This is a genomic window from Paenibacillus psychroresistens (assembly GCF_009728935.1).
GTDB lineage: Bacteria > Bacillota > Bacilli > Paenibacillales > NBRC-103111 > Paenibacillus_AC > Paenibacillus_AC psychroresistens.
The window spans coordinates 133,598-146,983 of the sequence record NZ_CP034235.1 but is presented as its reverse complement, the minus strand read 5'-3'; the positions used below and the strand labels follow the sequence as shown (position 1 = coordinate 146,983).

The 13,386-nt window shown below is 44.7% G+C and carries 11 protein-coding genes; all 11 read right to left on the bottom strand.

Annotated elements, in window-relative coordinates:
• Positions 1 to 88: 88 nt before the first annotated feature.
• The gene (argH, locus tag EHS13_RS00695) at positions 89 to 1,504 is read right to left on the bottom strand and encodes an argininosuccinate lyase (protein WP_155698414.1); all 1,416 of its coding nucleotides are present in this window, start codon (positions 1,502 to 1,504) and stop codon (positions 89 to 91) included.
• A 39-nt stretch (positions 1,505 to 1,543) separates the two neighbouring features.
• Positions 1,544 to 2,782 carry an argininosuccinate synthase gene (locus EHS13_RS00690; RefSeq protein WP_155698412.1) on the bottom strand — a complete coding sequence of 413 codons (1,239 nt, stop codon included), beginning with the start codon at positions 2,780 to 2,782 and terminating at the stop codon, positions 1,544 to 1,546.
• Positions 2,783 to 2,803: 21 nt separating this feature from the next.
• Positions 2,804 to 3,760, bottom strand: a complete 957-nt coding sequence (gene argF / locus EHS13_RS00685) for an ornithine carbamoyltransferase (protein WP_155698411.1) — start codon at positions 3,758 to 3,760, stop codon at positions 2,804 to 2,806.
• Positions 3,761 to 3,778: 18 nt separating this feature from the next.
• Positions 3,779 to 4,975: an acetylornithine transaminase gene (locus EHS13_RS00680; RefSeq protein ID WP_155698409.1), complete on the bottom strand. Its 1,197-nt coding sequence runs from the start codon at positions 4,973 to 4,975 to the stop codon at positions 3,779 to 3,781.
• A gap of 39 nt (positions 4,976 to 5,014) precedes the next feature.
• Positions 5,015 to 5,806 (bottom strand): acetylglutamate kinase, encoded by a 792-nt coding sequence (gene argB / locus EHS13_RS00675; RefSeq protein ID WP_155698407.1) that lies wholly within the window; start codon positions 5,804 to 5,806, stop codon positions 5,015 to 5,017.
• 36 nt (positions 5,807 to 5,842) lie between these two features.
• Positions 5,843 to 7,069: a bifunctional glutamate N-acetyltransferase/amino-acid acetyltransferase ArgJ gene (gene argJ, locus EHS13_RS00670; protein ID WP_155698405.1), complete on the bottom strand. Its 1,227-nt coding sequence runs from the start codon at positions 7,067 to 7,069 to the stop codon at positions 5,843 to 5,845.
• A gap of 97 nt (positions 7,070 to 7,166) precedes the next feature.
• On the bottom strand, positions 7,167 to 8,216 hold the full coding sequence (argC, locus tag EHS13_RS00665; protein WP_155698403.1) for an N-acetyl-gamma-glutamyl-phosphate reductase: 1,050 nt from the start codon (positions 8,214 to 8,216) through the stop codon (positions 7,167 to 7,169).
• Positions 8,217 to 8,387: 171 nt separating this feature from the next.
• Positions 8,388 to 9,507 (bottom strand): peptide chain release factor 2 gene (gene prfB / locus EHS13_RS00660; protein ID WP_155698401.1). Its coding sequence is split into 2 segments (ribosomal slippage): positions 8,388 to 9,434 and positions 9,436 to 9,507, totalling 1,119 coding nucleotides; the frame shifts between segments, so codons are not numbered across the junction.
• A 67-nt stretch (positions 9,508 to 9,574) separates the two neighbouring features.
• A complete protein-coding gene (gene secA, locus EHS13_RS00655) occupies positions 9,575 to 12,079 on the bottom strand; it encodes a preprotein translocase subunit SecA (protein ID WP_155698399.1) in 2,505 nt (834 codons plus the stop codon).
• 177 nt (positions 12,080 to 12,256) lie between these two features.
• Positions 12,257 to 12,811 (bottom strand): ribosome hibernation-promoting factor, HPF/YfiA family, encoded by a 555-nt coding sequence (gene hpf / locus EHS13_RS00650; protein ID WP_155698398.1) that lies wholly within the window; start codon positions 12,809 to 12,811, stop codon positions 12,257 to 12,259.
• 165 nt (positions 12,812 to 12,976) lie between these two features.
• Positions 12,977 to 13,177: a cold shock domain-containing protein gene (locus EHS13_RS00645; RefSeq protein WP_227013985.1), complete on the bottom strand. Its 201-nt coding sequence runs from the start codon at positions 13,175 to 13,177 to the stop codon at positions 12,977 to 12,979.
• Positions 13,178 to 13,386 lie beyond the last annotated feature (209 nt).

Here is a 13,386-nt window from a genome sequence, read left to right as displayed (position 1 = left end):
ATTAGACAAATTATAACAATATGTGTCAAAAATAGTAATTATAAAAATCCCCTGACCATTCGAAAACAGTCAAGGGATTTTCATTAAATTATTTACTTTTCACAATAAAAACATCATACCAAGCCGTCGCTTCAGTCGTTACTACTTGAGCACGTGCAATGGCTTCCGTCACTTGATTAGAAGCTGTGCCGCCATAAACGTTACGGGCATTGACGACCTGCTCAGGCTGGAGAACAGCGTAGATACGATCATCGAACAAACTTGAGAACTTTTTGTATTCTTCGATGGTTAGATCTAGCAAATACTTTTTATTCTGGATGCAGTATAAGACGATTTTACCGATGATCTCATGCGCTTGGCGGAAAGGCAGGTTCTGATTAACCAAGTAATCCGCAATATCAGTTGCGTTGGAAAAATCGGTGTTGACGGCTTCACGCATGCGTTCTTTGTTTACTTTCATCGTCGCCACCATTGGGGCGAATAATTGAAGTGCGCCTTGCAGCGTATTCACGGTATCCAGCATGCCTTCTTTATCCTCTTGCATATCTTTATTATAGGCTAGAGGAAGACCCTTTAAGACGGTAAGCAGACCGAACAGATTGCCGTAAACACGACCCGTTTTCCCACGTACCAGCTCGGCTACGTCCGGGTTTTTCTTCTGCGGCATAATACTGCTGCCAGTACAGAAGGCATCATCCAGCTCGATGAAGTTAAATTCTGTGCTGGACCAGAGTACCATCTCTTCGCAGAAACGCGAAAGATGCATCATAATCATCGCACCGTTGGAGAGAAACTCAACAATAAAATCACGATCACTCACTGCATCCAAGCTATTCTCATAAACCTTATCAAAACCTAGTTGCTCAGCAACAAAATGACGGTCAATCGGGAATGTAGTTCCCGCTAATGCGCCTGCTCCAAGTGGCAGCACGTTAATCCGCTTATAGCTTTCCTGCAAACGTTCAATGTCCCGTTGGAACATCGAAACGTAAGCCATAAGATGATGAGCGAATAAAATCGGCTGAGCCCTTTGCAGATGAGTGTAACCAGGGATGATTGTGTCTAAATTCTTTGTAGCTTGCTCCAATAAAGCTTCTTGCAGCTTGATTAGAAGACCCACGAACTCGACAACTCGTTTGCGTAGGAATAAATGCATGTCTGTAGCCACTTGGTCGTTACGACTGCGGCCTGTATGCAGCTTACCGCCAACTGGTCCTACCTCTTCCATTAAGGCTTTTTCGATATTCATATGAATGTCTTCGTCGCTTACGGTGAATTCCATTTCGCCGCGTCGAATGATGTTTTGGATTTTGTGCAAGCCGTCTTTGATCTTCTCGACATCGCCATCCGGCAAGATCCCGCATTTGCCCAGCATAGTTACGTGAGCCAAGCTGCCTTGGATATCCTCTTCAGCCAATTCCTTATCGAACATGATCGAAGCAGTGTACTCCTCGACCAGCTGGTCGGTTTTTTTGGTAAATCGTCCACCCCATAGTTTTGACACGGTACTGCCCCTCTCTAGCCTTGCTTACTATTTAGCAAATTACTTTTTAGCATTCTGCTCAACACCTGAAGCTACTTTCAAACGCAAAGCATTCAAGCGGATAAAGCCAGTTGCATCGTTCTGATTGTAAGCTTTTGTTGGATCTGCTTCCATAGTCGCAATATCCGGATTGTACAAGCTGACATGGCTTTTCACACCTGCGCCGATCACATTGCCTTTATATAGTTTCACGCGTACGGTACCTGATACATTTTTTTGACTTTCGGTTACTAAAGCCTGCAAAGCCAAGCGCTCTGGAGCGAACCAGAAGCCATTGTAAACCAATGAGCTGTAACGCGCATTTAATGAATCGCGCAGATTCATAACTTCACGGTCCATGGTTAAGGACTCCATTTTGCGGTGTGCTGCGAACAAAATCGTACCGCCTGGTGTCTCGTAGACGCCACGGCTTTTCATACCTACAAAGCGGTTTTCGACCATGTCTACTCGCCCGACGCCGTGCTTACCGCCAAGCTCGTTTAGCTTCTCCATGATTTCCAACGGAATCATAGCTTCGCCATTCACTCCAACACAATTGCCTTGCTCAAACTCTAGCTCGACATACTCTGCTTGATCTGGTGCTTCTTCCGGCGAAACGCTGAGTACGTACATTTCTTCGTTTGAGGTTGCGCTAGGATCAAACCATGGATCCTCGAGCATGCCGCTCTCAAAGCTGATGTGCAGCAGGTTGCGGTCCGTGGAATACGGCTTAGCCGCCGACGCCTGCACGGGAATGTTGTGCTTCTCCGCGTAAGCGATCATCTCGGCACGTCCGGGGAATTGCTCCCGGAACTCGTCCATGCGCCAAGGCGCGATGACTCCAAGCTCAGGCGCTAGCGCCGCAGCTGTGAGCTCGAAGCGCACTTGATCGTTGCCTTTGCCAGTGGCGCCATGGGCAATGGCGGTAGCGCCTTCCGCGCGGGCGATTTCGACCATGCGCTTCGCGATTAGCGGGCGGGCGATGCTGGTGCCGAGCAGGTACTGCCCTTCATAAAGCGCGCCGGACTGGAACATCGGATAGATGAAATCGCGAGCGAATTCCTCGCGGAGGTCGTCGATGTATACTTTGGAGGCTCCTGTGCTTAATGCTTTGGCTTCGAGGCCATCAAGCTCATCCTTTTGTCCGATATCGGCAGTGAATGCGATGATTTCTGCATCATAGGTTTCTTTTAACCATTTTAGAATTACGGATGTGTCCAAGCCACCTGAGTAAGCCAACACAATTTTTTCTTTTGCCATTGTCATTTTACCCCATTCTCTTTATAAAATAGCGGCCATAATCGCTTTTTGCGCATGCAGCCGGTTTTCCGCTTGATCAAAAATAATTGAATGTGCGCCATCAATAATACCTTCACTTACTTCTTCGCCGCGATGTGCGGGCAAGCAGTGCATGAATAGGTAGTCTTTTTTGGCGTGCTTGGTTATTTTATCATTGATTTGGTAGTCTTTAAAAGCGACTTCCCGTGCTTTTTGTTCGGCTTCAAAGCCCATGCTTGCCCATACATCTGTATATAAAACATCCGCATTCACAGCAGCTTCCGCTGGATCATGACAAATGTGCACCGAACCACCGGTAAGCGCAGCAGCTTCTTTAGCCAATTGCCAAACTTCAAAATCCGGTCCGTACCCTTCAGGAGTAGCAACTGCAATGTGCATACCCAGCTTTGCCGCACCCATCATCAAAGAATGCGCCATGTTGTTGCCATCACCAATGTAGGCGATCTTCAGCCCTTTAAGATTGCCTTTTTTCTCTAGAATCGTCTGGTAATCGGCCAATGCCTGACAAGGATGCGAAAGATCGGTTAAACCATTAATCACAGGTACCGTAGCTCCGCGTGCAAGCTCGATGATTTTTTTATGGGCAAAAGTACGAATCATAATACCATCGACATATCGGGATAGAACCTGAGCAGTGTCCCAAATCGGCTCACCGCGACCAATTTGCATATCCGACCCACTTAAGAATAACGGGTGTCCACCGAGCTGGTACATCCCCACTTCAAATGAAACGCGCGTACGCGTAGAAGCCTTTTCAAAAATCATCGCCAAGGTCTTGCCTTTCAAAGGCTGATAGACTTCTCCAGCTTTTTGCTTACGCTTTAACTCAATCGCCAAGTCCAACAAATATTGAATTTCTTCCGTTGTATAATCAACAAGTGCGATAAAATCGCGACCTTTTAAGCTTAATTCCAATTCCGGTTGCAGCTGTAATGACATGTTGCTTCCTCCTTCTGGTTATCCGTTAACTACCGCCGCCGAATGCGTGGCAATAATCGAGCATAAAAGTTCAATCCCGCTATCAAGATCCTCTTGCGTAATTAAGAAATTCGGCAGTAACCGAATAACATTAGGACCCGCTGTTAAAACCAATAATCCTTTATTATGAATTTCAGCAATCAAATCCGCGACTGGCTGTGTGCATTCAATTCCGATCAGCAAACCTTTTCCACGAACCTCTTTAACAAGCGGATTGCCTTGCAAGCCTTTACTCAGCTTATCCATGGCATAGGCACCTAATTCAGCCACTCTTGCTGGGAGCTTTTGAGCTAAAATCGTTTCCACGGTTGCTATAGCCGCTGCTGTTGCAATTGGCGTTCCACCAAAGGTTGATCCATGGCTTCCCGCTGTAAAAGCTTCGATTAGCTTAGCTTTACCCAACATAGCTCCTATCGGAAATCCACTGCCCAAAGCTTTAGCTAATGTAAAAATATCCGGTTCAATCCCATAATGCTCGTAAGCAAATAATTTTCCGGTCCGACCTAGACCCGTTTGAATTTCATCAACGATTAATAGCAATTTGTGAGCTTTGCAAAGTCTCGCTACCTCTTGTACGAACTCTGGAGTTGCCGGAACAACACCGCCTTCAGCAATTACAAGCTCAAGCATAATAGCACAGGTTTTATCTGTAATGTAGCCTTCGAGTGCAGCCACATCATTATAGGGAGCATGAACAAAGCCTTCTGGAAGCGGTAAAAAGCCTTCCTTTACTTTGTCTTGACCTGTTGCTGTTAAGGTTGCTAAAGTACGCCCGTGAAAGGATTGTTGGAACGTAATGATCTCATATCTTTTTTCTCCAAGTACTTTTTGATGATACCGACGTGCTATTTTAATAGCTGCTTCATTAGCCTCTGCTCCACTGTTGCAGAAAAAAACGGCATCTGCGACGCTATTTTGAGTAAGTAATTGCGCTAAGGTTTCTTGATTAGGAATATGAAAAAGATTGCTGGTGTGCCAAAGCTGATCCAATTGTTGAACTAGCTTCTCTTTGACGACTTGTGGCGCATGCCCAAGGCTTGTTACTGCAATACCGCTGACGAAATCCAAATATTCTTTGCCTGTATCGTCCCAAAGACGGCTGCCTTCCCCTTTAACCATTGTAAACGGATACCTAGCATACGTCGGAAAAATAGCTGAATTCTTCTCATTTCCCATACTTGACACTCCCCTTCTTCAATCCTCATTATCATACCTTTACTTAACAATACGAGTTCCAATCCCGCTTCCTTGCAAAACACGGCTCAACACTTCTGGCTCAGCTCCATCGACAATAACAACTTCACTGACTCTCCCTTGAATACATTGAATAGCGGCTCGTACCTTTGGAATCATCCCGCCATAAATCTCACCGCTCGTTATCATCGCTTCAATCTCCTGCACCGTTACCGTTGGCAGAACTGTTTTTACACCATCTATAGTTTTGAGTATTCCAGGCACATCGGTTACAACGATCATCCGCTCCACACCAAGAAATGAAGCGACTGCTCCCGCTGCTGTATCTGCGTTAATGTTATAACGTTGGTTGCCATCTTCACCCAGCCCAATAGGCGCTATCACCGGAATGTAACCCATAGCAAGAATGCCTTTTATCAAAGTCGCGTTAATCGCCGTAACTTCACCTACAAAGCCAACTTCAGCTGTATTAGCAACAGGTTGCGCTAGAATTAGATGGCCATCGACACCGGATAAGCCTAATGCTTTTGCACCGAATCTTTGGATCTTGCGGACGATTTCTTTATTGATTTGACCGGCTAAAACCATTTCTACAACATCTAAAACCTCTTCATTCGTTTTGCGCAAGCCATGTATAAATCCCGTCTCAATCCCTAGCTTAGCTAAAGTGTCCGAAATCGCTGGCCCGCCTCCATGTACAATGACTGGAATGGTTCCTGCCTGCTGCAAATTATGCATATCAATGAAAAACACATCTGGCAAAGCGGCTAGTGTGCTACCCCCGCATTTAATCACAAAACAATGTTCCTGCATCGTTTTCATTCTCCTCCAATCACCCGCTCAGTTGGGCTAAGTCCGATAAGCTGCATTAATTCTTACATATTCATAGGTTAAATCGCAGCCCCATGCGGTTGCTTGCTTATCTCCCATATGTAAATTTACAAAAATCACAACCAACTCGCCTTTTAAATATTCCGCCGCTTGCTCTTCATCAAACTTAACCGGACGGGATTGCTCCAATACTGGAAAATCCCCTAAGCGAATATCCACTGTATCCACGTTCACTGCCTGACCGGAGCGGCCTGTTGCTGCAATAATTCTTCCCCAGTTGGCATCTGCACCAAAGCAAGCCGATTTCACTAAGCTTGATCCGACAATCGTCTTAGCAATCGCACGTGCTGCATTCTCTGTTGCTGCTCCCACGACCTGAACCTCAATAAGCTTCGTTGCACCTTCACCATCACGTGCTATTGCCTTAGCCAAATATTCACCGACATATTGAAAAGCAGCTACAAAAGAGGGCCAATCCGGATGCTCGGCATTCAGCTTTCTATCTCCAGCCAAACCACTAGCCATAACTACAACCATATCGTTTGTGCTTGTATCGCCATCTACTGTTATCATATTAAAGGTTGAATCCGTAATTGCGCTAAGCAGTTTTTGTAAATCTTCACTATCTACCTGAGCATCTGTTGTCATAAAGCCCAACATAGTCGCCATATTCGGGTGAATCATCCCTGAACCTTTAGCTGCTCCGGCAATATAGATCCGCTTGCCATCAATGATAACCTCGGCGCAAGTCATTTTCTGGACCAAATCCGTGGTCAGAATAGCCTGGCAGAAATCATTGCCGCCGTCCCACTTCAGGCTTCCCGGCAACCGGGCTATCCCGCTGCGCACCTTGTCCATCGGCAGCAGCTCCCCGATCACACCCGTCGAAGTAACGCCGACTAGGTGCTCCGGCAGCCCAAGTGCCTGAGCGGTCGCCGCTCGCATCTCACGGGCATCGGCTTCGCCTTGCTTGCCCGTGCACGCGTTAGCGTTGCCGCTGTTAACGGCCATCGCCTGCAGCTTGCCCTCCACGCCAATGCTTTCGCGCGTCACCTGAAGCGGTGCCGCTTGAAAAGCATTCAGCGTATACACCGCTGCCGCCGCCGCTGGAACGTCACAAACAATAACGCCGAGATCGTGGCGTTCCGTTTTCTTCAACCCGCAGTGCAGTCCGCCTGCGCGGAACCCTTGCGGAGTGGTGATGCTTCCCTCCGGCACTATCGTAAAAAGCGGTTTACCAGTCATCTATCGTTCACCTGTCCTTTTGAATGTTGTCACTAATCCTCTTCTCATATCTGTTCCCTTATCTGCTCACTTATCTCTTCTCTATCCACTTCACAAATCACGGGTAAACCGGAGCCATAGTCAAGCCGGTTGTCTCATCCCAGCCCATCATTAAATTTAAGTTCTGAATTGCTTGGCCAGCAGCACCTTTAACTAAGTTATCGATGACTGATATAATCGTTAAGCGACCTGTACGCGGATCTGTAGAAAAACCAATATCGCAATAATTCGAGCCCCAAACTTCCTTGGTGGCCGGTACCTTGCCTTCTGGACGAATCCGTACAAAAGGTCTTCCTTCGTAATAAGTGCGGTAAAGCTCGATAAATTCCGCATCTGTGTGCGGTTCTGTAAGACTTGCATAACTCGTGCATAGAATACCACGCGTCATTGGCACCAAGTGTGCTGTAAAGGTGGTTACCACTTCTTTCCCGGCAATCCGACTCAACACTTGTTCAATCTCCGGCAAATGCTGGTGTTTATTCACTTTATAAGCAAGAAAATTTTCATTTATTTCTGAATAATGAAAGCCTAAGCTTAACCCGCGGCCGCCACCCGAAACACCCGTCTTAGCGTCGGTAATAATCGTCTTAGGGTCTATCCATCCCGCTGCAAGTGCCGGAATCAACCCAAGTAATGTAGCCGTTGGATAACATCCTGGATTAGAAATTAAATCCACTCCGAGAATTTCATCACCGAATACTTCTGCTAACCCATACACAGCTTTAGCAATCAGCTCTTCAGGAGCTGGTTTGTGCTTATACCATTGCTCGTAAACCTCGCCAGACTTCAAACGGAAATCCCCCGACAAATCAATCACCTTCAAACCTGCCTCCAAAAACTGTGGAACCAGTGCTGAGCTAACACCATGCGGTGTTGCCGTAAAAACGACATCAGCTTTGCTTTTAATAAGTGCTGGATCAATAGCATCCAGTCGATCCGTAACTATCTCCGCTAAATGAGGATAAGCATCGGCAATTGGCGCACCCGCATTAGAGGATGAAATCACAGATGTAATCTCGACCAAAGGATGCTGCAATAAAAACCGAATCAATTCCACGCCGCCGTACCCTGTAGAGCCAACGATTGCAGCCCGAATTTTTGTTCCCATGATTTATTCCCCCTGCTCCATTCCCAATGCTTTTATGCAGTTAACGGGCAACTTGCCTGTTAACCGATTATGTATATTATGCATCCGATGCTGGCTTTATTGCATTATTATACATTAAAGAGTATAAAAATACAACGGATCCTACACATTCCATGTAGGATCCATAAGCCTTTATTCACTAGCCATAGAGCGATTCATTTCCCAGCGCAAGAAGGAATTTATTAAGAAATCAATCTCACCATCCATTACAGCTCCAGTATTCCCTGTTTCTGTCGTAGTACGGTGATCCTTCACCATTGCATAAGGATGGAAAACATAAGAGCGGATTTGACTTCCCCAGCCAATTTCCTGCTGCTCTCCACGAATGTCATTCAAATGCTGGCGCTGCTCTTCCATTTTCTTCTCGTAAAGCTTCGAACGAAGCATTTTCATCGCTTTTTCACGGTTTTTAATTTGCGAGCGCTCCGCCTGACAAGTTACTACAAAACCAGAAGGTAAATGTGTTATCCGTACAGCTGAGTCCGTCGTATTAATATGCTGACCCCCTGCTCCAGTTGCCCGATAAACATCAATTTTGAGATCTTCTGTCCGAATCTCAATTTCAATATCATCTTCAATTTCTGGAACGACATCGCAGGATACAAACGAAGTATGCCGACGTCCTGAGGAATCAAAGGGAGAGATGCGCACCAAACGATGCACACCTTTCTCCGCCTTTAAGTAACCATATGCGTTATAGCCTTTAATTAGTAGTGTCACACTCTTCACTCCAGCTTCTTCACCAGGTAAATAATCCAACACTTCCACATTAAATCCGCGTTTTTCGGCCCAACGGCGATACATCCGCAGCAGCATTTCAGCCCAATCCTGTGACTCCGTGCCGCCTGCGCCCGGATGAAGCTCAAGAATTGCATTAAGCTTATCATAAGGCTGGCTTAGCAATAACTGCAGCTCATAGCTTTCCAGCTTCTTCTGTAAGCTCTGCGTACCCGAGGTCACTTCAGGAATTAAGCTCTCTTCCTGTTCTTCTTCTATGAGTTGAACCATCATATCCAAATCCTCGTATTCACCATTCATTGCCGAGAATTCATCTACGACCGCTTTAATTACGTTCATTTCAACAATTAACTTCTGTGCCCGCTCATTATCATCCCAAAAACTCGGCGCCGCCATCTTCTCTTCAAAATCAGCGATCTGCTCTAATTTATGATCTAAGTCAAAGTGACCCCCGAAGTTCATTTAATCGTCTTTCTAAATCCTTTAACGTATGTCTAATCTCTACATCTAACATGCTCATACACCTCATTGTTAAATTACGCTAATCTCGCGTTGAATTACGTGTTTATGCGAAGAATTAATTAGGCTCCGTGACATTGCTTAAATTTCTTACCACTGCCACATGGACAAGGATCGTTGCGTCCGACTTTTTCTTCACGCTTCGCCGGCTTCTTGGCGGATACTTCTCCGTTAGGATTAACGGCCTGTCCTTCTGCCACTGCTTGGCGTTCTAAGTTTGTTTCAACATGTGCCTTCATGATATAAGTAGCAATTTCTTCTTGAATGCTGTTAATCATTTCCTGGAACATTTCAAAGCCTTCGAATTGATACTCGCGCAATGGATCGGTACCACCATAAGAACGAAGGTGAATCCCTTGACGAAGCTGATCCATCGCATCAATGTGATCCATCCACTTGCTGTCCACTCCACGCAATACAACCACTTTTTCAAACTCGCGCATATTTTCTTCGCCAATTTGCTCTTCGCGCTCATCATACAGCTTTAAAACCGCCGTTTTGATAACTTCTGTAATATCCTCTTTTTCTTTTCCAGAAATCGATTCTAAGGTTAGCATACCCTCTTGTAGAAAGGTTCCATTGGCATAATCTGTAATCGCTTGAAGATCCCAATCCTCCGGTACATCATTGCTAGAGCAATGCACATCAACAATTCGTTCTATTACAGGCATAATCATCCCAACTACAACACCCTTGATATTCTCTGATTCTAGAATCTCAATTCGTTGCTTATAGATAATTCCACGCTGCTGATTCATTACATCATCGTACTGCAGCACCACTTTACGAACATCAAAGTTATTGCCTTCCACTCGCTTCTGAGCAGATTCTACAGCTTTGGATATTAAGCGGCTTTCAATCGGCTGATCTTCTTCAAAGCCCAATCGGTCCATCATACCCATGATATTGTCGGCACCGAATCGACGCATCAGCTCATCTTCTAAAGATAAGTAAAATTGCGAGGAACCTGGATCGCCTTGACGTCCAGCACGACCACGCAGCTGATTATCAATACGTCTGCTTTCATGGCGCTCCGTACCTATAATATGCAAACCACCTAAATCAGGCACACCTTCGCCAAGCAAAATATCAGTACCCCGTCCAGCCATATTGGTGGCTATCGTAACGGAACTAGGCTGCCCAGCACGCGCAACAATTTCGGCTTCTTCTGCATGATACTTCGCATTTAGGACTTTATGGGTAACTCCCTTTTTCTTCAGCAGCTCCGATAGCTTTTCCGAATTTTCAATGGAAACCGTACCTACTAGTACTGGCTGGTTCATCTTATGGCGTCTTACTATCTCTTCTACAACTGCGCGGAACTTGCCGTTCTCTGATTTATAAACCACATCCGGTTGATCTTTACGAATCATCGGACGGTTTGTTGGAACAACCACAACATCAAGCCCGTAAATTTTCTTGAATTCTTCTTCTTCCGTTTTAGCTGTTCCTGTCATTCCGGCAAGCTTACGGTACATTCGGAAATAATTCTGGAAAGTAATAGTGGCCAAAGTCATACTTTCATGCTGAACCTTTAAGCCTTCCTTGGCTTCGATCGCTTGATGTAATCCATCACTATAACGTCTACCTGTCATTAAACGGCCCGTAAATTCATCAACAATCAGCACTTCTTCATCCTGTACAACATAATCCACATCGCGCTTCATGATGGCTTGAGCTTTCAATGCTTGGGTAATATGATGATTGATCGTTACATTCTGTTGGTCAAATAAATTTTCGATGCCAAAGGAGTCTTCTGCCTTCGTCACACCCGCTTCCGTCATCGTGACCGAACGCAATTTAATATCAATCGTGTAATCCTCTTCTTCACGAAGACGGCTAACAAACCGATCAGCAGTTGTGTATAAACTCGTTGATTTAGCTGCTTGCCCCGAAATAATCAAAGGCGTCCGCGCTTCATCGACTAGAATGGAATCGACTTCATCGACAATGGCATAATAAAGCGGGCGTTGCACCATTTGTTCTTTATATAAAACCATGTTGTCTCGTAAATAATCGAACCCAAATTCATTGTTCGTACCGTACGTAATATCGCAAGCATACGCTGCTTGTTTATCCTCATGATCCATATCATGTAGATTAACACCGATTGTTAGCCCTAAAAATGTATAAACCTGTCCAGTAATTTGACTACCAACCGATGCTAAGTAATCATTCACCGTAACCAGATGAACTCCACGCTCTGTTAAAGCGTTCAGATAGACCGAGAGTGTTGCTACTAAGGTTTTACCTTCTCCTGTCTTCATCTCGGCTATACGGCCTTCGTGAAGCACCATTCCTCCAACCAATTGCACGTCAAAGTGACGCATGCCTAAAGTGCGCTTAGAAGCTTCCCGTACCGTTGCAAAAGCTTCCGGCAGCAAATCCTCCAGCGTTTCACCGCCTTTTAATCTTTCTTTATATTCTTCTGTCTTTGCTCGCAGTTCCTCATCGGACAAAGCTTCCATTTCGGGTTCAAGCTCGTTGATAATATCGACGACTTTTAACATTTTTTTAATATCGCGTTCATTTTGATCACCAAAAATTTTCTTAACAAGTCCGAGCATGGAAAAAGCCCCTTTCACTTTTTATCTAATTCATTAAATTGTAACAGTTTGCCGTTACAGTCGCAACAAAAGGTGCTTTGTTACCTTGTACGATAAAAAACTAGAAAAGGTTTCATATATTAAAAAGACTTGATCCGTTTCCAGATCAAGCCTTTTGTCGCATTATTTAATTTAGATTTAATTACGTAAGGGTTCTATTAAACCATATTTGCCGTCATGACGCTTGTAAACTACATTCACATTCTCAGAGGCTTCCGTATTCGAGAAAACGAAGAACGTATGCCCAATCATATTCATTTGCAAAATAGCTTCTTCAATATCCATCGGCTTCAAGTTAAATTGCTTCGTCCGAACGAGTTCAAATTCATCCTCGTCCTCCATAACTGCAGTCCCGCCAGTTTCAACCTGAAAATAATTCTTATATTCACTTTCCTGACGAATTCTTCGGTTTGCCTTCGTTTTGTGCTTGCGAATTTGTCTTTCGAGTTTGTCCAAAACCAAGTCGATGGAGGCATACATATCTCCAGCTCTTTCTTCTGCTCTCAATAAAACACCTGTCAATGGAATCGTTACTTCAACATTATTCAATTCTCTTAAAACACTTAAAGTCACATGTACCTCGGATGTTGGCGGAGCTTCAAAATAGCGTTCCAGCTTGCCCAACTTCTTTTCGACATAATCCCTCAGGGCTTCTGTCACCTCAAGGTTTTCTCCACGGATGTTAAACTTCATGGCTACTCCTCCTTTGACTTCTTCCCTAGTATAACTCATTTGCCTACGATCTTCAAAAAACATTTACAATTCAAACAAAAAAATACCCCAGATTAGCATCCGAGGTAAACAATTTAGTAAGGAATAATCTTAACTTCTATTGCATAACGACACGATGTCGAATGATTATGCTTTTACTACATTAGCAGCTTGTGGTCCACGTGCGCCTTCAACGATATCAAACTCAACAGCCTGACCTTCGTCTAATGATTTAAAGCCATCGGATTGAATTGCGGAGAAATGTACGAATACATCTTTACCATCAGCACTTTCAATGAAACCATAACCTTTTTCTGCGTTAAACCATTTTACTTTACCTTGCATCAATAACATTCCCTTCGTTATCAAATAAATGAGTCTGAATACCTACATTTCGAATATAACACCAGATGAAAGCGATGTCAATTACTTTATTAACAGGTCATTTACAATTTATTCACAGTATGAAAGCTTGTTTTCATTGGCTATCCACAGAGTTATCCACATTATCCACAGTTGGTTGTTAGAGTCATGTGGACAAACAAAACCCCTTACTC